Origin of the sequence: Ekhidna lutea, from assembly GCF_900188325.1 — a bacterium.
GTDB classification, from domain to species: Bacteria; Bacteroidota; Bacteroidia; order Cytophagales; family Cyclobacteriaceae; genus Ekhidna; species Ekhidna lutea.
The window spans coordinates 326780-345252 of the sequence record NZ_FZPD01000001.1 but is presented as its reverse complement, the minus strand read 5'-3'; the positions used below and the strand labels follow the sequence as shown (position 1 = coordinate 345252).

The 18473-nt window shown below is 40.6% G+C and carries 17 protein-coding genes; 8 read left to right on the top strand and 9 right to left on the bottom strand.

Translation table 11 applies throughout. The annotated features are described in order from the left end of the window. Window positions 1-21 precede the first annotated feature (21 nt). From CHB71_RS01495 to CHB71_RS01485, 3 genes are all read left to right on the top strand, one after another. Window positions 22-1422: an aldehyde dehydrogenase family protein gene (locus CHB71_RS01495; protein ID WP_089355109.1), complete on the top strand. Its 1401-nt coding sequence runs from the start codon at window positions 22-24 to the stop codon at window positions 1420-1422. Between the two features lie 50 nt (window positions 1423-1472). Next, on the top strand, window positions 1473-1874 hold the full coding sequence (locus tag CHB71_RS01490; protein WP_089355108.1) for a hypothetical protein: 402 nt from the start codon (window positions 1473-1475) through the stop codon (window positions 1872-1874). An 88-nt stretch (window positions 1875-1962) separates the two neighbouring features. Beyond that, on the top strand, window positions 1963-4782 hold the full coding sequence (locus CHB71_RS01485; protein ID WP_089355107.1) for an AsmA-like C-terminal region-containing protein: 2820 nt from the start codon (window positions 1963-1965) through the stop codon (window positions 4780-4782). A gap of 20 nt (window positions 4783-4802) precedes the next feature. Here CHB71_RS01485 and rodA read toward each other — a convergent pair whose 3' ends face one another. From rodA to CHB71_RS01455, 6 genes are all read right to left on the bottom strand, one after another. Beyond that, complete coding sequence (gene rodA, locus CHB71_RS01480) at window positions 4803-6071, bottom strand: rod shape-determining protein RodA (protein WP_089355106.1); 1269 nt, start codon at window positions 6069-6071, stop codon at window positions 4803-4805. Further along, the gene (locus CHB71_RS01475; RefSeq protein ID WP_089355105.1) at window positions 6040-7863 is read right to left on the bottom strand and encodes a penicillin-binding transpeptidase domain-containing protein; all 1824 of its coding nucleotides are present in this window, start codon (window positions 7861-7863) and stop codon (window positions 6040-6042) included. The genes rodA and CHB71_RS01475 overlap by 32 nt, the downstream gene beginning before the upstream one ends. Beyond that, window positions 7860-8375, bottom strand: coding sequence for a hypothetical protein (locus tag CHB71_RS01470; RefSeq protein WP_089355104.1), 516 nt, complete (start codon window positions 8373-8375; stop codon window positions 7860-7862). The genes CHB71_RS01475 and CHB71_RS01470 overlap by 4 nt, the downstream gene beginning before the upstream one ends. Next, complete coding sequence (gene mreC / locus CHB71_RS01465) at window positions 8372-9172, bottom strand: rod shape-determining protein MreC (RefSeq protein ID WP_089355103.1); 801 nt, start codon at window positions 9170-9172, stop codon at window positions 8372-8374. Before mreC ends, CHB71_RS01470 begins: the two co-directional genes overlap by 4 nt. A 6-nt stretch (window positions 9173-9178) precedes the next feature. After that, entirely contained in the window at window positions 9179-10210 is a 1032-nt protein-coding gene (locus CHB71_RS01460; protein ID WP_089355102.1) for a rod shape-determining protein, read from the bottom strand. Between the two features lie 88 nt (window positions 10211-10298). After that, complete coding sequence (locus CHB71_RS01455) at window positions 10299-11546, bottom strand: TAXI family TRAP transporter solute-binding subunit (RefSeq protein WP_089355101.1); 1248 nt, start codon at window positions 11544-11546, stop codon at window positions 10299-10301. Between the two features lie 240 nt (window positions 11547-11786). On the opposite strand from CHB71_RS01455, the gene CHB71_RS01450 reads away from it, so the two are divergent. Then, window positions 11787-13706 (top strand): CASTOR/POLLUX-related putative ion channel, encoded by a 1920-nt coding sequence (locus CHB71_RS01450; RefSeq protein WP_144017292.1) that lies wholly within the window; start codon window positions 11787-11789, stop codon window positions 13704-13706. On the opposite strand, the gene CHB71_RS18770 is transcribed toward CHB71_RS01450, so the two are convergent. Continuing rightward, window positions 13703-13876 carry a hypothetical protein gene (locus CHB71_RS18770; protein WP_179213276.1) on the bottom strand — a complete coding sequence of 58 codons (174 nt, stop codon included), beginning with the start codon at window positions 13874-13876 and terminating at the stop codon, window positions 13703-13705. The genes CHB71_RS01450 and CHB71_RS18770 overlap by 4 nt on opposite strands. A 182-nt stretch (window positions 13877-14058) precedes the next feature. Here CHB71_RS18770 and gdhA point away from each other — a divergent pair, with 182 nt between their 5' ends. Continuing rightward, window positions 14059-15408 carry an NADP-specific glutamate dehydrogenase gene (gene gdhA, locus CHB71_RS01445; protein ID WP_089355099.1) on the top strand — a complete coding sequence of 450 codons (1350 nt, stop codon included), beginning with the start codon at window positions 14059-14061 and terminating at the stop codon, window positions 15406-15408. Window positions 15409-15424: 16 nt separating this feature from the next. Here the strand turns inward: gdhA and CHB71_RS01440 are convergent, their stop codons facing one another. Further along, complete coding sequence (locus CHB71_RS01440; protein ID WP_144017291.1) at window positions 15425-15991, bottom strand: class I SAM-dependent methyltransferase; 567 nt, start codon at window positions 15989-15991, stop codon at window positions 15425-15427. A gap of 45 nt (window positions 15992-16036) precedes the next feature. Beyond that, the gene (locus CHB71_RS01435; RefSeq protein WP_179213275.1) at window positions 16037-16411 is read right to left on the bottom strand and encodes an Hsp20/alpha crystallin family protein; all 375 of its coding nucleotides are present in this window, start codon (window positions 16409-16411) and stop codon (window positions 16037-16039) included. Window positions 16412-16618: 207 nt separating this feature from the next. Here CHB71_RS01435 and CHB71_RS01430 point away from each other — a divergent pair, with 207 nt between their 5' ends. The 3 genes from CHB71_RS01430 to CHB71_RS01420 all read left to right on the top strand — a co-directional run bounded on the left by CHB71_RS01430 (window position 16619) and on the right by CHB71_RS01420 (window position 18473). Then, complete coding sequence (locus CHB71_RS01430) at window positions 16619-17206, top strand: hypothetical protein (RefSeq protein WP_089355096.1); 588 nt, start codon at window positions 16619-16621, stop codon at window positions 17204-17206. Between the two features lie 86 nt (window positions 17207-17292). Beyond that, window positions 17293-17952, top strand: a complete 660-nt coding sequence (locus CHB71_RS01425) for a LiaF transmembrane domain-containing protein (RefSeq protein ID WP_089355095.1) — start codon at window positions 17293-17295, stop codon at window positions 17950-17952. Further along, a complete protein-coding gene (locus CHB71_RS01420; RefSeq protein ID WP_089355094.1) occupies window positions 17949-18473 on the top strand; it encodes a GNAT family N-acetyltransferase in 525 nt (174 codons plus the stop codon). Before CHB71_RS01425 ends, CHB71_RS01420 begins: the two co-directional genes overlap by 4 nt.

Here is an 18473-nt window from a genome sequence, read left to right as displayed (position 1 = left end):
GACTTTTTTTATTTTTAGAAGATGGATACAGCAACCCAATCCCACATCCGGAACCTTTTTGATGGTATAAAAACACACGCTGTTCGGTTAAGAACTTCAACCATTTCGGAAAGAAAATCAGCTTTAAAAAAACTTGAAGACTGGATCATGTCCCATAGGTGGGAAATACATGAAGCTGTATTTAACGATCTTCAAAAACCACATCATGAAACAGATTTAACGGAAGTATATGTTGTCTTAGCTGAAATAAGAAAGGCTCGAAAAAACTTAAAGAGCTGGATGGCACCAAAACCTGCTGCTACTTCACTTACTTATCTGGGCACAAAAGCAGAAACTTTCTATGAGCCGAAAGGAGCGTGCCTAATCATTGCTCCCTGGAACTACCCGTTTCAGCTGGCAACCGGACCATTAGTGTCAGCCATTGCCGCAGGAAATACGGCAATCATCAAGCCTTCAGAATTCTCAGAAAATACCTCAGAATTGATCCGGCGAATGTGTAACGAAGTGTTTAGACCTGGGGAAGTATCCGTTGTTCTTGGAGCGGTTGACGAATCGCAAGAGCTACTCTCGCTACCATTCGATCATATCTTTTTTACCGGTAGCCCACAAGTTGGAAAGATCGTGATGAGTGCTGCTGCTAAGCACCTGGCCTCAGTGACACTAGAGCTAGGGGGTAAATCGCCAACCATCGTTGATGAAACTGCCAGCATCAAAGATGCCGCTCAAAAAATTGCCTGGGGGAAGTGGCAAAATGCAGGACAGGTGTGCATCGCTCCGGACTACCTGTATGTACATGAAGATGTCAAGGAAAAACTTATTGAGGAATTAGTGATTCAATCTGAAAAACTATACGGCAACAAAAATACATATGGCGCGATCATCAGCCGCCATCATCATAATCGCATCAACGATCTGATGGCTGATGCAATAGATAAAGGTGCAAACATTGAGTTTGGAGGAAAGTCTGATCGCGAGCATTTGAGATTCACCCCTACACTGCTTTCAAACGTTTCAGCGAATTGTCGAATAATGGAAGAAGAGATTTTTGGACCCATCCTCCCTTTGGTTTCATTCAGGGAAATAGATGAGGTTATTTCATTTGTCAACCAAAAACCAAAACCACTGGCGCTTTATCTTTTTTCGAATAAGAAATCAATTATTCAACAAGTGAAGAAAGAAACGAGCGCCGGAATGATGGCTATAAATGATGTGGTGCTTCAGTTTGCTCACCCGAACCTTCCGATCGGAGGAGTGAACAATAGTGGAATCGGTAAAGCACACGGACATGCCGGGTTCATTGCATTTTCTAATGAAAAAGCCATCGTGAAGCAACGTAAAGGCTGGACGATGGCCAAAACTGTATATCCACCCTATTCGAAATTCAAAAAGTTTATGATTGACTTAATGGTTAAGTATTTTTGAGGCTGTTAAAACAGAGCATAAACCGGATGCTATTACCCGAATCCTAACCCATGAAAAAGCTATTTTTTATTCCTTTTATCGTTGTTATTGCGTGTGGTTCGCCTTCAAACGAAAAAACAGCAAATCGCCCTTCAGAATGGCACGGCGAGTGGCTCGCAGAATGGGAAACTCCCCCTGAATCATATCCCGGTATTGAAGACATGGAGTTCTACATGAATGGTAGCTTCAGATTTACCGCAGATAGTCTCACAGTAACTGCAAATGGATACCCTGATTGTATTTTTAATGTGGATACCTTATCGCATACTCAGTCATGGTATGTTTCCAGTGACTCGTTGTTTCTTGTAAATGAACCGGGCTCACCTGGTATGACCTATCGTGTTGCTTCCAAATCAGAAGACCGTATCAAGCTTCAATTGATGGATGATATATTCGTAACGCTCACAAAGTGATAGAATATTCATCTTTCCGTTAAAAATGCGTTACGTTTTATTAGAAGGAGTGCATTCTGCGTAAATTGGTGGTAAATAAAAAAGTGTCATGAAGAAGCTTCTTATCATCATAGGTATCATATTCATCATTCTAATTTCGGCAGTGATTGTATTGCCCATGATCTTCAAGGATGATATTCGCGAGGCGATGGACAGCACAATGGATGAAAGCCTCAATGCTACAGTATATTATGACATTGATGGGTTTAGTCTTTCACTTATTAAAAATTTTCCTGATATCACCGTTAGCATGAGTGATTTTGGAGTTGTAGGACAAGGCGTTTTTTCACAAGACACACTTACTTCAGTCAAAAATTTTCAGGTGACCGTTGACCTGATGTCCGTTATTACCGGAGGACAAATTGTGGTAGAAGAAATTTCACTGGATGAGCCTAAAATACTGATACTGGTCTTGCCTGATGGCTCTGCAAATTATGACATAGCTAAAGCTTCAGAAGAAGTTGTGGTTGAAGAAGAAACCGACACAGCTGATAGTGACGTAAGCGTTGGCATAGAAAAATGGCAAATTAATAACGCCAAGGTCGTTTACAGGGATCAGTCGATGAACTTTTACACTTCATTAGTTGGATTGAATCATGAAGGGTCCGGTGACTTTACTTTGGATGTTTTTGATCTCCAAACCAAAACAACTGTGGACAAAGCATCCCTTGGGTTTGAGGGTGTCGAGTATGTCAGCGACAAGCAGCTGGACCTGGATGTAACCCTCAATATGGATTTGAGTCAAATGAAGTTTACATTCAAAGACAACAGGATCGCCGTGAACCAGTTTGCGATGCAAGCGGATGGCTATCTGAGTATGCCCAATGAAGATATCGTTATGGACATCACATTTGGTGGGAAAGATATTAGCGTAAAAAGTATTTTATCATTGATCCCAGGAGTTTATCTGGAATATCTGAACGGAGTAAATGCAGAAGGTGAAGTGGGCTTTGATGGGTTTGTAAGAGGCACCTTCAATGAGACTTCCATGCCACAGGTTGCTGCAAATCTCTCTGTCGAAAACGGTAAAATAAGCTATGCAGATTTCAACATCCCGATTGAAAATCTAAATATTCAATCCAGTTTTGACTACCCATCAGCTGATCTAAGTGAGACCAGCTTTAACATTGACAATTTCTCGATGCTGGTTGACGGTGAAGCTGTTTCCTCTTACCTGAAATTCAAAAACCTTGAAAATTATCAGTGGGATTTTGGCTTTGAAGGGAATGCTGATTTAGAAAAAATTACGAAGATTGTTCCTCTTGAGGGTATAACACTTCTCGGTAGAATCAATGCGAAACTAAAGACCACAGGCCAAATGGCTGATGTGGAAGCTGAGCGATACGACAAGCTACCAACTTCCGGTAGTATGACCATAGATAATTTCCTATTCAAGAGCGATGAGTATCTCCCTCAGGGATTTGAAATTTCAAGGGCCAATCTCACCTTCGACCCAGCTGAAATAAACTTGAGTGAGTTTTCAGCTAAGTCAGGAAATTCGGATTTCAGCCTCAATGGTAAAGTCAGTAATTACCTCGGCTTTGCACTTTCGGAAAATGAAATACTATCCGGAAGATTAGACTTCAAATCATCATTAATTGACCTCAATGAGCTAATGCCGGAAAGTACTGAAGAAGTTGAGGAAGACACAACAGAAATGTCTTTAGAGGTCATCAGGATTCCGGAAAACATTGACTTCACCCTAGCCTCCTCAATTGACAAAATCGCATACTCAAACATGCCTATTACCAATTTTAAAGGTCAGGTTCTAATTAAGGATGGAGCTATTATTCTTGACCAAAACAGCTTCAACATGTTGGATGGAACATTTGAACTTACAGGATCATATGTTACCAAAGACGTTGAAAAACCTACCTACGATTTGGGATTCAAGGTGAAAGACCTGTCAATCGCGAGTGCCTTTGAAACATTCGAGACGGTGCAATCTTACGTGCCGATTGCGAAGCAAGTTGCCGGTAATTTTTCCACTGAATTTAGCGTCAATGGTATTTTGGGAGAAGACATGATGCCTATTATGGATTCGCTTTACCTAAATGGGCTCGTCAATGTGGTTCAGGCAACATTGGAAAAAGGGACATTCATGCAAAAGCTATCTTCTGTATCAGCTTTAAAAGCAGGTGCTTCGTCTCAACCTAATAAGAGCATCACTCTTAAGGATGTGCTGATTAAAACGGAAATAAAAAACGGCAGAATGTACATTGAGCCATTCAACCTGAACGTACAAGGGCAAAAAGCTGTATTGGGTGGAAATAATGGTCTTGATGGTACACTGGATTACTCGATGATACTAGAAGAAGTACCTACAGGACAAATTGGTTCTGCATTGAATAGTGCTATCAGTTCTCTGACAGGTGGTGAAAAATTAGTTGCGGATAAGATTAACGTAAACCTCGGTATTGGCGGAACATACGAAGATGTGAAGGTGAGGCTTTTAGGTACGAGTAATGCTTCTGACGCTTCGGATGCTTCGATTAAACAAAAGCTTTCTTCTCAAATAGATGCGCAAAAACAGAAACTGGAAGACGATTTAGCAGGAAAAAAGGAAGAACTAGAAGCAAAGAAAGAAGAACAACGGAAAAAAATAATTGCACAGGCTGAGGCTAAGGCCGAAGAAATCAGAGCACAAGGAAAAGCAAGTGCAGAAAAAGTAAGAAAAGAGGGGTATGAAGCTGCTGACAAACTAATTGCTGATGCTGGATCCAATCCCATAAAAAAGAAATTGGCCCAGGAAGCTGCAAAGAAACTCAGAGCTGAAACAGATAAAAAAGCAGAACAAATAGAGTCAGAAGCTAATACCAGAGCGGATAAATTAGTAGCAGAGGCAAAAGAGAAAGCCGCCAAGTTATAGGTTCAATCAATTGATATTTTTTACAGCCGTTGAAGCACTTGCATTCTATGTGCATCCATTTTTAGGAAACTAAAAAGCAAGATGGTAAAAGCCCATAGAGAAGAGCCTCCATAGCTAAAGAAAGGAAGGGGAATCCCAATTACCGGAAACAACCCAATGGTCATAGCTATGTTCACAGTGAAATGAAAAAATATTATACCCACAACGCCATAGCCAAATACTCTGGAAAACGTTGATTTTTGACGCTCTGCCAAAACCACTAACCTTAATAATAGTGCGGTAAACAATCCTAGCATGATGATGCTACCCAAATAACCATGTTCCTCACCAATGGTACAAAAAATGAAATCAGTCGTCTGCTCCGGCACAAAGTCAAACTTTGTTTGTGTTCCCTCCAGAAACCCCTTTCCTATCAATCCGCCGGAACCAATAGCAATTTTAGATTGAGTCACATTCCAACCAGCCCCAAGAGGGTCAATATTTGGATTAACCAATGACAAAACCCGTTTTTGCTGATGTGGTTTCAGTACATCGGTAAGAATAAAATCAACGCTTCGAACCGCAAACGTCACTATTATGCTTGAAACAATGATGTAAACGAGTTTTTTGGGATTTCTTGCGTTTAAGCCTAAAGCCAATAATGTTACAATCGCTATGCCGACAAGCAACACCGTCTGACTAATAAGAAGTGTAAGAAGGAAAACCAGCAGAATGGAGACAGCTATAATTAATAACAGAGGAGACATCCCTTCACGAAACATAGGTACTACCAGAGAGGTAAAAACCAGGGCAGTGCCTGTATCTCCCTGCAGAATGGTCATTGCCATAGGTAGCAAAATAATCAGAAAACAAACCCCCAGAGTATTAAGGTCAGTGAGCTTCCTGGTTGAATGGCTGAGATACTTTGCTAATGCTAATGCTGCAGCAAACTTGGCAAACTCTGAAGGTTGTAAACCAAATCCACCAATTCCTAACCATGATTTCGATCCAGCCACTTCCTTTCCTCCAATGAGAATGAATAGCAACATCGCCATGATTATCCCATAGATAACGTATGCGAACGAGTCAAAAAATTTATAATCGAAAAAGAAAATAGTGAATGCAATCACCACAGATGTCAATATCCAGATAAATTGCCTTCCCGCGCTTGTTCCAAAATCAAAGATGCTCTGATCTATTTCAGGATCATATTCAGCTGCATAGATATTCAGCCAGCCTGCGATTACAAGCGCCCCGAATAGTAGGACTGACGCCCAGTCAGTTTTCTGCGAGAGTGGGTCTTGGCGCATTTTCAGGTAAATATCTTTCTTCTAACACATAAGTCTCAAGCCATGGTCGGGAAATTTTCCCCAAAACATATTTCTCAGCTAATAAACTAGCTACAGATACGGCCGCTCTGCCTCCTTGTCCGGCATTTTCTACGTAAGCTGCTATGGAAATCTTCGGATTATCTAAAGGCGCAAATCCCATGAAGCCAGAATGATCCTCTCCATGAGGATTCTGAACTGTACTTGTTTTTCCAGCAAGTTTCAAGGTGTCCAAATAACCCCTGATACCAGATCCCCCTTTCACCACTTGTTCCATTCCAAATAAAACAGGCTCAAACAATTCAGGGTTAAAAGGAAGGACCTCCTTCTTAATGTTTGGATTGGGCCACCCTTCAATTTTATCAACCACATGAGGTGTTATAAAATACCCTTTGTTTGCCAGAATAGCGCCTAGATTGGCCATTTGCAAAGGGGTAACCAGTAGCTCGCCTTGTCCAATACTTAGTGAAGCAATATTGGAGTACTTCCATCTTTTGGCTCCATATACACGATCATAATACTCAAGACTTGGTACATTTCCTGTAATTTCATTGGGTAAATCCACACCGAGTTTTCTTCCCAGTCCAAATTGTTTCACATAATCCCTCCATTTTTCGAGCCCTATCCTGGCATCAAGAAACTGGCTTTCCTCAGCACCTTGTTCCACCATTCTTCTCATGATTAAGTAGAAGTAGTTATTAGAGGATTTAGTAATTGCCTTGACCATATCGTAAGGCCCGGGAGGAGCCAGATCACCAATATTACTGTGATCGACTCGTATGATCTCGTTGGCGCTTACCACTTCTTCGTGCATGGCAATTATTCCTTGTATGGTTTTAAACATTGAGCCAGGAGGATATCTGGCCTGAAGCGGACGATTAAAAAGTGGTTTGTCCTTATTGTTGTTTAGGTCAGGAAAGTTTTTGCTTAGATTTTTTCCACTTAGTAGCTGAGGGTCATAAGATGGAGCCGAAACAAGTGCAAGAATCCGACCGGTCTTAGGCTCAATCGCAACCACACTGCCTACCTTCCCCTCCATTAATTTTTCAGCATATTGCTGAAGCTCCAGATCTATGGTGAGATGGATATTTTCACCTGATTTCGGTAACGTATCATATTCACCATCACGATAGTCACCTTTAATCACACCCTGCACATTCACTACTTTATAGGATGAACCACGCCTTCCGCGAAGATATTCTTCATAAGATTTTTCAATCCCACCAATCCCGATATAATCACCAGATCGGTAATAGTTGGTAGTATCTCTATTTAGCTCTCTGCTACTTACTTCCCCTACATACCCAACTACATTAGCTAAAGACTCGGTATTGTACGAACGGATGGTACGAGGCAGCACATAAAACCCAGGGTAATTGATGAGCTGGTCCTGAAGTTTAGCAAAAAGGTCTTCTGATATTTGCTCAATAAGCTTTGAAGCCAGGATGGAGGAGTAGTTCTTCGCTTTATTTAGTTTTTCCTTCAACTGCTCTTTTTCAATTTCAAGCAAATCGCAAAAAGCAGTGGTATCACCAATTTCTGCCTCCTTAGGAACGATCATTAGGTCATAAACAGGGGAATTGTAGATGACCAGACTGTCGTTGCTATCATATACCAGTCCACGAAAAGGATATTGCACGATTTTCTGTACAACATTATTTTCTGCCGCTACCTTATAATCCTCCTCCAGAATTTGAATGTAGAAAAGCCTTGCTGCGAAAATGATCGCGGTGAAAAGTATAAACCCCCTAATTAGTAAGCTCCTCCCTCTCATGCTCTCCTTTTATTGGGTGCAATAGCTAAGTTGATCACAAAAATGATCACACCACTAAAGATAGTACTGAAAAAGACTTTACTCAAGACCATCCAGAACAAATGGAAACCCCCGTTTTCAATAAAGAATATTAATAGGTGATGAATAAAGATCAATGGAAGTGTAAAGTAAATGAAGCCGGTTTTTTTGAGTGTTTCGGTATTTAAGTTTGTGAGTTCCTGAAAGTCATCGTTAACAATGTTGAGCCAGAAGTTCCTGATGAACATGATAAAGACAGATGCTGATGCATGTATGCCCGGGGTGTTTGTGAAAACATCCACAAGAAGACCGGAGAAAAAGCCTATGACCATCAAGTACGAACGGTTCCAGGTACGGGGTAGAAGGAGCAGAAACCCCACATAAAAAAAGCCAAAAGATTTATCAAATAGTGTGATTCGATGTACGAGAGGTAACTGCACCAGCAAAAGCAGGATAAGGTTTAGAATTTGCTCTTTAATGCTGACACGATTCATAGTGCTTCCAGGGAGTCTTTTTCGTTTTTCATTACGTCTTTGATCACAAACACATGATACAAGCTGGTGAAGTCAGTGGCAAGTTTCACCTTGGCTTCATAAAATGTCATATGCTCTTCCAGGTGTAGTTCATCAACCACTCCTACGAGGATATTTTCAGGGAAAACAGAATTAAATCCCGAAGTGACTATGGAGTCTCCCACCTTCATTTTGATATGCCTTGGAATATACTTTAGCGCCGCTCTATCAAATGTTTCCTGATCCCATTGAACCGTACATTTGGTGTCCGTTCGTTTTACCTTTGCCGATAACAAAACCTTTGGATGAAGAAGTGAGTAAATGGTCGCAAAGTTGTCAGAAACAGACTTGACCTGACCCACTACACCAAATGATGAAATCACTCCCATTCCTACCTCAACGCTATCCATCACTCCAGCTGAAATAGTAACAAAGTTTTCTGCTCGCTCGAAGGTGTTGTTAATTACGCGAGCACCAATCACTCTGTATTGATCTACTGTATCAAGAAAATTCAATTTTTCAGAGCGCAACATTCTAAGCTCCTGTTGCAACTGTTCATTCTCAAGCATCAACTGCTCATTTATTTCAGATAGCTGAAAATAATCGTTGATGTCATTCGTAGTTTGAGTAATTGAAGCAGCAGCTTCATTGCTTGAGTTTAGAAACGAAGCATTGTATCGATTATTGAAATTGATAAGTAGCCATGCACTTAGGATTTCCAAGCCTAGAAAAACGGCTATTTCTCGTTGTTGATAAAGGAAATCTAAAAGCCTTTGCATTCACTCTTAGGTCATCAATACCGCTTTATACTGATTAATGTTTTTTAGAGCAGCCCCTGTTCCTCTCACCACCGCTCTCAATGGGTCTTCCGCGATGTGAATCGGAAGCTTTGTTTTCATGGCAAGACGCTTATCTAATCCTCTAAGCATAGCTCCTCCACCGGTCAGATAGATTCCATTATCATAAATATCCGCAGAAAGTTCTGGAGGTGATATCTCAAGTGCTTTTAGAACCGCCTCTTCAATTTTAGAAACTGATTTGTCTATCGCGAAAGCAATTTCAGAATAAGAAATCTTTATCACTTTTGGTATTCCGGTCATCAAGTCTCGCCCTCTGATCTCAAAATCCTCCGGAGCATCATCATCCAGCTCCGTGAGTGCTGACCCAACTTCAATTTTTACTTTTTCTGCTGTCCGCTCTCCAATCAGCAGATTGTGCTGTCGGCGCATGTAGTCCAGTATGTCTTTATTAAAGGAATCTCCGGCAACCCGAATAGATTGATCGCAAACAATGCCACTCAATGCAATTACGGCAATCTCCGTGGTGCCTCCTCCAATATCTACAACCATACTTCCTACCGGTTGATCTATGTCAATCCCTATACCAATCGCAGCAGCAATCGGCTCATGGATCATGTAGACTTCCTTCGCTCCTGCATGCTCCGCAGAGTCACGTACCGCTCTTTTTTCTACTTCGGTGATACCGGATGGAATACAGATGATCATTCTATGCGAGGCTGGCAGAAAGCTCTTCTTCCCTCTATCCATCATTTTGATCATCCCTCTAATCATGTGTTCGGCAGCATGGAAATCTGCAATTACACCATCTTTCAGTGGACGAATCGTCTTGATGTTTTCGTGCGTTTTTTCGTGCATCTGCATAGCTTCCCTACCGATGGCCAGCACTTTGTTTGTGTTTTTATCAATTGCAATGATGGAAGGCTCATCCACCACTACTTTATCCTTGCTGATAATTAGTGTGTTGGCTGTTCCTAAATCAATAGCTATGTCGCTCTGGAAAAAATCAAAAAGACCCATGAATGCTCACTCAGAATTTGTGCACGAATTTAGGTTCGTTTTTGCATAAATGCTAAAGCATCTGACATTACTGATAAAAGTTTCATTTTTAGCCACTTGTCTGCTGCTGCCTCATCTTGATGTTGCGCATTTTTGCACGCACCTCATTTATGGTTTCCTTGGATAACTCCATATAGATTCGAAAGCTGTCATTGGCAACCAGTTTTTCCTCTATCAACATCTGAAAAGCCTTATTCTGAGCAAATTGTATTCGTTTTACTTTTTCAATCCCTTCTGGAATTTGTTTAATGGTAGAAATTTTGTTCTTAATCTTAATCAGGTCTTCATAAAATTCATCGATCTTATCCTTCTTCTTTTGGGCTTGCCATTTGGTGAGTGAAACAAGTCCACTCCATATTGCGATGATGATCGAAAGAAGTACACCACCTAGCTCAGCGTATCTCTCGATGAAACTTGGCTCATCTCGATCCAGAAATATTCGTGCTCCCTCATGAAGTGGGATATTCAGTATTGATTGATCAAAATCCTCTCTCATACCGTTGAATAGTAATGGATCAATGGCGGTGAAGACTTGCCTGTTTCGAAGCATTGTTTTTGTAAAATCATTAACTGCTATTTCTCCCATTCCTGACCTTACCATCATCACTAAGTCCAAAGACAATGTGACCACCGGTTTGTCAGTAAAAGACCAGTATGACTTTTCAGGAATAACAAACGGGGATAACCTTGGATATTTAAGTGAGATTCCATCTACAGCAGAAGCATTCCCAACATTTTCAATGTCATCAAAAGAAAAGAGCTTAAATCCTTTATAGGCTTGAAGTTCATTTTTTCTAAATAGGTTAGTCAACTCTACCACCACATCAGCAGCGGCCATATCAAATGTTACCTGTATGCGATTAAGATCTAATCCATAGAAGTCGAATAAGTCCATTAAAAGATTGTAGGTAGGGGACTCTTCTCTTCCTATATATATTGGCTTGTCGTAGACCAGGTTTTCGAACGAGCTTCCGTCCACCTCCTCTTTGTAAAATATGTGCAACACTTCTGAATACACAGAAAATGCCGAATTGACGCCCTCCCGATAATTCACATAGTTTTCAACCAATGCAATATCGACTTTATCCTGCTCCAATGAATCTAAATTCGCATCTGTACCTACTCCTTCAATTAATTCAATTTCAACATTGAACTCGCTCTCCAATAAATTTTTCATCTTTTCAGCAATCTCTCTATTTGGGCCTTCATTGTTGTAGATATATGAAAAGTCATGGGTGGTCACATTGCATGAAACAACACTTAGCATGAATAGTAGGAGAGCAATTAAATTCTTCATAGCACCATATTACGCTTACTTTAAAAATAGTGCTAATTTTTAATGTCTTCTTATTGACACATTGCATTTTACACTGAAATGCCTCCCAGTCATTTTTTTGCATTATTTTAGGAGTACTTTTGCTGCCTGTACCGGGGGATGATTATTTTTTGAATGAAAGCAAGCCCGCGTTTGATACAATTTTAGCATCTGGCATACAAGGGAGGTAATGGCCGGAGGTTGCAAAAAAATAAACAGGATATGAAAAATATTTCCTTTAAGGATAGACTCAATTACCGATTTGACAGTTTTGTTTCGCAAGGAACTATGTCAATGATCAAGGGTTTGGGAGTGATCACTCTTGTTATCATCTTGATTTTTGGTGGATCCTTACTGGCATTGGGGCTTCACCCCGATCACGACACCAATTTCACTATTTTCGAATCCGTCTGGGTAAACCTAACCCACGCGCTTGATCCCGGAGTGCTTGGAAACCATGACGAGAATTGGCCCTTTAGGCTCTTTATGTTAATCACTACGGTCTTGGGTCTGGTTATTATCTCCACATTGATTGGTTTGGTATCAAATGGTATCCTTACAAAACTGGAAGTGCTAAGAAAAGGTCGTTCATTCGTAATTGAAAGTGATCATGTGCTTATCCTTGGTTGGTCTTCAAAAATATTTACCATCATCCCGGAGATTGTAGAGGCCAATGAAAATCAGAAACGCGGGGTTATTGTTATCCTGGCTGACATGGATAAGGTTCTGATGGAGGATGAGATAAAAGATAAGGTTGGCAACACAGGAAACACCCAGGTAATCTGCCGAACTGGTAATCCGATTGATGTACACGATTTGAAAATCGCCAATCCTTTTGAAACGAAATCAATCATTATCCTGGACAAGGAGAATGAAAACTCGGATAGCCAAATTATTAAGACTATTGTTGCAATAGTCACGGACCCAAAACGTGAAAAGCTCAGAGGAATTCCTGAAAAACGACCGTATCACATCACGGCTGAAATGGAAGATAAGCGAAACTTTGACGTTGCTAAAATGGTAGGGAAGGGTGAAGTAGAGCTTATCCTTTCGGATGAAATTATCTCCAAAATCATGGTTCAAACTAGTAGACAGTCTGGTTTGAGTGTGGTTTATCAGGATTTGATGGACTTTGACGGAGATGAAATTTATTTTGAGGAAGCTCCTTCGCTTATTGGAAAGACGTTCCGTGATGTACTCTTTGCTTTCGAAGATTCTGCGATAATGGGTATCCAATTTTCAGATGGAAGTGTGGCTATAAACCCACCAATGGAGACCATTTTCAAAGAAGGTGATAAAGTCATAGGAATCACCGAAGATGATGATACACTTATTGCAAATTCAACTCCGGTTGACCCACATGAAAGCAAAATCGTATACACCGAGCCTGAACCTCAAGATCCTGAAAAGCTATTGATTGTAGGGTGGAATAATAGAGCCAGGTACATTATTGGTGAATTAGATAACTACGTGCCACCTGGTTCTGAGGTACATGTGGTTTCAAAATTTGCAGATGCAGCGGAAACAGTTGAAAAACTGCAAGGTTCCACGCAAAATATCAGTATTGATTTTGAGGTGATAGACACTACGGGTAGAGAGACACTGGAGTCGATGGGCTTGGAAAATTACGATTACATTATTCTCCTATGCTACCAAAATTACTTCCCGATTCAGGAAGCGGATGCGCAGACCCTCATTACCCTATTACACCTTAGAAATTTCACTGAAATAAAGGGCAGTAAATACAAGATTGTGAGTGAGATGCTGGATATCAGAAACAGACAGCTGGCTGATATTACAAGCGCTGATGACTTTATTGTAAGTGATAAGCTGATCAGTTTATTGATGAGTCAGGTTTCTGAAAACAAAGATCTGATGCGTGTTTTTGAGGATCTTTTCGATGCTGATGGATCAGAGATTTATATCAAGCCGGCTAGAGAGTACGTACAGACCGGGATTTCGATGAACTTCTATACCGTGCTTGAATCTGCTGCACGAAAGAATGAAGTAGCGATTGGGTATCGAAATATTTCGAAAGCAAAGCTAGCGGATGAGCAATATGGAGTTGTGCTCAACCCTAAAAAATCCGATGAGTTTGTCCTGGAAGAAAACGATATGGTAATCGTTTTATCTGAGGACTAGGCGTTTTTCAACGCCTCTCTAATTTCTTTCATGGCCCTTCTTCTGTAAAGCCTCGAATTGTGATTCGTAGGCTTAATGTTATTGATGTAATCCAAAACATCATATTTCTGATGGCCATTTAAGGTTTGTACTGAGGAGATAATCTCATTTTCCAATCTTAAATAATTCATAATACATGTGGTTTATATCTAGACTAATTTACGTAGCTATTGTTAGTCAGGTTTTAGGCTAATATTGTATTTCGATTAAATTCAAATGTCTAATTATTAACCTTTCGTAATATTCCGTGATTTTACGGAGGTGTAAAAGATAAAAAACACCTAAATTCCACTCATTAAAAGAACTATTTCACATGTCTAATCACACAAAAGAAATTGCGCAGTTTGTTGAGAAAATTGCAAGCAAAAACCCTCACGAGACAGAGTTTTTACAAGCTGTAGAAGAGGTGGCTGAGACCATTATCCCTTTTATCGCTGATAAACCTAAATACAAAGATTCCAACCTGCTAGAAACTATGTGTGAGCCGGAGAGGGTCTTTATGTTTCGGGTTCCATGGTTAAATGACAAAGGGGAGGTACAGGTGAACAGGGGCTACCGCATTCAAATGAATTCGGCCATTGGTCCATACAAGGGTGGCTTGCGATTTCACCCTTCCGTGAATTTGAGTATCCTTAAATTTTTGGCCTTTGAGCAAACGTTCAAAAACAGCCTGACAACCCTGCCAATGGGTGGTGGAAAAGGAGGCTCTGATTTTAATCCGAAAGGAAAAAGTGACAATGAAGTGATGAAATTCTGTCAAAGCTTTATGACAGAGTTGAGTAAATATATCGGGCAATTCACCGATGTTCCGGCTGGGGATATTGGAGTGGGTGGTAGAGAGATTGGCTACATGTTTGGTCAATACAAAAGAGTTCAGGGAGAATTTACCGGCGTACTTACAGGCAAGGGCCTTCAATATGGGGGTTCGCTAATTCGTCCTGAAGCCACTGGATATGGATGCGTGTACTTCTCAAAAGAGGTTTTAAATCACATAAATGATGGGCTTGATGGTAAATCCGCAATCGTTTCCGGTTCCGGAAATGTAGCACAGTTTACTGTCGAGAAGCTTATCCAAAATGGAGCAAAGGTTCTTTCCATGTCAGATTCTGGAGGAACAGTCTATGATAAAGATGGTATAACCCAGGAAAAGCTGGAGTTCATCAAAGAGCTTAAGAATGTGAAGCGTGGTAGAATCAAAGAATATGCTGATAAGTACAAGGCAGAATTCCATGAAGGCAAAACGCCGTGGGATATCAAATGTGATATTGCATACCCGTGCGCTACCCAAAACGAACTGCAAGTTGAAGATGCTAAAACACTTCAGAAAAATGGGTGTATAGGGGTGTTTGAAGGTGCAAACATGCCATGTACAGCTGATGCTATTGAGGTATTCAAAGAGCATAAAATGATGTTTACTCCTGGCAAAGCTTCCAATGCCGGCGGAGTTGCTACATCAGGTCTGGAGATGTCTCAAAATTCCCTACGACTTTCCTGGACACGAGATGAAGTAGATGAAAGGCTTCAAGGCATTATGAAGGAAATTCACAGAAATTGTGTGCAGCATGGTAAAGTCACCAAAGACTATGTGGATTATGTGAAAGGAGCCAACATTGCCGGTTTTGTGAAAGTCGCAGATGCGATGCTGGCGCAAGGATGTGTTTAACTCCCCTATAGCCCCCTCAAGAGGGCAATTTTTTTAAAACAACAAAACTTTGAGCCCGCTCTTTGTGGTGGACCAACGTTCTCAAGGGTTCGATTTCTTCGAACCCTTTTTTCATTTCATTATATAGCTCAGTTGTTAATGCAAACCGAAGCTTTGAATCAGGAAATGAAAACATCCCTTCTCCTTCATTATTCCCGATCATGTTATCCACTACTGAGTCTAAACTGGCATAAATGATTCCTCCGTCAACTAGCAGCGATTTCAATTTTAGCCACATACTGAGAAATATTTCACTTGACTCGGCAAAATGAAGTACCCTGCTACAAATAATAAAATTGAATTTTTGAGTTGATTCAACCGTACGAAAATCCCCAATTCTAAAGTGTGAATTCGATGTTTCAAGTGAATGTGCGAGGTATGACAGTAGCTTGATCTTAGATTCGTCGGTATCCCATCCGTGATACTCAAATCTGTTTCTAAGGAAATAAACCCCATTTCTACCTTCCCCACACCCAACATCCAGTACTTTGGTCCCTTCTTTTACATGGCCTTTCAGAATGACGTCCATGAGAAAAAGGTCCATGTCACCAAAAAAATTATTAATGTCACGGGTGTTCACGCAGGCAATTTAATGCCTATAAATATCAATTTCTTTTTGAAAACCTCCGGACATTTCACTAAATGGCATGATCACAACCAATAAGTCATCCTCAAATTCTGCGTGAATGTTTTCAAGTTCAACATCAGCTGAAATCTTGATCATTCCCAGTACATTGGGTAAGGTGTAGGCATTAACATGCACGTTTTGATAGATCATCAAATCACTTCCGGTGACCTCCACCTTCAGGTCGTCCGGCTCAACCGTGGGTACACTCACCTCTAGTCGGTAATGATCTTTTTCTGTAGTTGTGTTAAATGTTGGGAAGATCGTTCCTCCGTTTATCGTATTGACAATGCCTGCTGCTTCTGCCAGTCTTCTCGTTGCGTCTTTATCTACTTTCATATCTCTCCAAATCTGATAATTGAACGGGACAAATCCCATTCCAACCCTCTTCTTTCATGGAAACGTGCCAGTATGGCCGATTAGTTTCTAAAACTCAGGCCATTTTGGCTGATTCTACAATTCATCCAACGAAAGAAACATTTCATCATTTTAAATGTCCTTGAGATAATCGGAAAAGATAATTTCAAACTCAAAACAAATAAACTCATGAAAAGGACTTTCATTTTATTGACCCTTCTGACAGTAATTAATGCATCCGCCCAGTCAGATAAACCAAAGACACTCATCGGAAATGATCCTGAGGATATCTCCGGATTTGGCGGAGTGCTATTTTCCTTTACTCCAATAGATGGGGCGCTCTCTACCCTTACCGGAGGTGGCGGAGCAGTGCTTTTTGACAATACCTTCTTTATCGGGGGATATGGGCTCGGATTAACCGGAAACAAAGAGTTTAGCCAAAACGCAGAGGACTTTACATCCAGTTATGGCCATGGTGGTTTTTGGATCGGGTATGTTATCAAGCCTGATGAGTTGCTACACCTTGGCATTGACACTAAGCTTGGATGGGGAGGTATAAGTACTAAATCCAAAACGACAAATGAAATAGTGAATGAAGATGATGTATTCATTTTTAATCCCCAGATATTTGGTGAAGCCAATATTGCATATTGGTTCAAAATCAATGCAACATTGGGCTTCCAAAAAACCATCGGTGTAGATGATTTTTATTTCAAATCGGGCGACTTTGATGGTCCGACGTTTGGGATCTCTTTGCTCTTCGGCTGGTTCAATTAACCAAAAAATCATTTAATTTCCCGTTAAGCTATCGCAAGCACATAGTTTAATTGGAATATCGTTCTTAAACTAAAAAATTAAAAACAATGGCGTCACCTAACCACAAAAAAGCAATTATTGGGATTATTTTGATCCTGATTGGCTCTGTTTTCCTATTAGATAACCTGGGGTATGATATCGACATCCCTTACTACCTATTTTCCTGGCCGGCAATTTTTGTTGTCATTGGAGTAATAAATCTACTTTCAGGGAACGGTAGAGCTTCTCTCATTTTCTTCGGTCTTGCCGGAGTTTTTTACTTGCATCATTACGACATTATTCGGATAGGAGAACTATGGCCGATTGTTCTTATTATCATCGGACTTTCTTTTATTTTCCGTAGAAAGGGTGTCCCAAGAAGCGGCTCAGAAAGTAGCGATGACTACTTTGATGAGATCGCCATCTTCGGAGGTTCAGAAAAGAAATTTGTATCCAAAAACCTGCAGGGAGGTAAAATCACAAATATTTTTGGAGGCTCAGATATTGACCTTAGAGGTTCCACTCCTGTTGATGGTGCGGTCATTGAAGTATTCACCATGTTTGGAGGTTGTGACTTAAAGTTGCCAGCCGAATGGAATGTAAAAGTTGACACTACTGCTATTTTTGGTGGATTCAGTGATGCCAGAACCAATGTCGATCCTGATGCCAAAGTAACAGTTCATCTCAAGGGGTTTACCATGTTTGGCGGTGGTGAGATTAAAAATTGACTGCCTCAGGAGATATTACGATTCGGCCATTGGCTAAAGAAGATGCCAGGCAAATCGCAGGGCTATTAAACAATAAAAATATTTGGAACAACCTCCGCGATTATATTCCTTCCCCGTATTCCAAAAAAGATGCTTTAGAATTCATCAATGGAATCTCAGAACAAGACCCACGGGTAACATTCGCTATTACTTATAAAAATGAGACTTGCGGAGTAATCGGGCTCATTCAGCAAACGGATATTTATCGTTTATCTGCTGAGATAGGTTATTGGGTTGGTGAACCATATTGGGGTAAGGGAATTGCTACATCTGCATTAAAACTTGCCACGGATTATGGATTTGAAAAGTTAAGCCTTGAACGAATCTTTGCTGGCACCTTTAGTCACAATGCGGCTTCCAGAAGAGTGCTGGAAAAATGCGGTTATAAAAAAGAAGGTGTAGCAAGAAGTGCTGTATTAAAAAACAATCAGATTTTAGATGAGCATAAATATGCCATTCTAAAATCTGATTGGATTAATTGA

Excerpts from the sequence above, each read along its gene's own strand:
- CHB71_RS01495 (WP_089355109.1), top strand. The coding sequence starts at position 22 with ATGGATACAGCAACCCAATCCCACATCCGGAACCTTTTTGATGGTATA.
- CHB71_RS01490 (WP_089355108.1), top strand. The coding sequence starts at position 1,473 with ATGAAAAAGCTATTTTTTATTCCTTTTATCGTTGTTATTGCGTGTGGT.
- CHB71_RS01485 (WP_089355107.1), top strand. The coding sequence starts at position 1,963 with ATGAAGAAGCTTCTTATCATCATAGGTATCATATTCATCATTCTAATT.
- rodA (WP_089355106.1), bottom strand. The coding sequence starts at position 6,071 with ATGCGCCAAGACCCACTCTCGCAGAAAACTGACTGGGCGTCAGTCCTA.
- CHB71_RS01475 (WP_089355105.1), bottom strand. The coding sequence starts at position 7,863 with ATGAGAGGGAGGAGCTTACTAATTAGGGGGTTTATACTTTTCACCGCG.
- CHB71_RS01470 (WP_089355104.1), bottom strand. The coding sequence starts at position 8,375 with ATGAATCGTGTCAGCATTAAAGAGCAAATTCTAAACCTTATCCTGCTT.
- mreC (WP_089355103.1), bottom strand. The coding sequence starts at position 9,172 with ATGCAAAGGCTTTTAGATTTCCTTTATCAACAACGAGAAATAGCCGTT.
- CHB71_RS01460 (WP_089355102.1), bottom strand. The coding sequence starts at position 10,210 with ATGGGTCTTTTTGATTTTTTCCAGAGCGACATAGCTATTGATTTAGGA.
- CHB71_RS01455 (WP_089355101.1), bottom strand. The coding sequence starts at position 11,546 with ATGAAGAATTTAATTGCTCTCCTACTATTCATGCTAAGTGTTGTTTCA.
- CHB71_RS01450 (WP_144017292.1), top strand. The coding sequence starts at position 11,787 with ATGAAAAATATTTCCTTTAAGGATAGACTCAATTACCGATTTGACAGT.
- CHB71_RS18770 (WP_179213276.1), bottom strand. The coding sequence starts at position 13,876 with ATGAATTATTTAAGATTGGAAAATGAGATTATCTCCTCAGTACAAACC.
- gdhA (WP_089355099.1), top strand. The coding sequence starts at position 14,059 with ATGTCTAATCACACAAAAGAAATTGCGCAGTTTGTTGAGAAAATTGCA.
- CHB71_RS01440 (WP_144017291.1), bottom strand. The coding sequence starts at position 15,991 with ATGGACCTTTTTCTCATGGACGTCATTCTGAAAGGCCATGTAAAAGAA.
- CHB71_RS01435 (WP_179213275.1), bottom strand. The coding sequence starts at position 16,411 with ATGAAAGTAGATAAAGACGCAACGAGAAGACTGGCAGAAGCAGCAGGC.
- CHB71_RS01430 (WP_089355096.1), top strand. The coding sequence starts at position 16,619 with ATGAAAAGGACTTTCATTTTATTGACCCTTCTGACAGTAATTAATGCA.
- CHB71_RS01425 (WP_089355095.1), top strand. The coding sequence starts at position 17,293 with ATGGCGTCACCTAACCACAAAAAAGCAATTATTGGGATTATTTTGATC.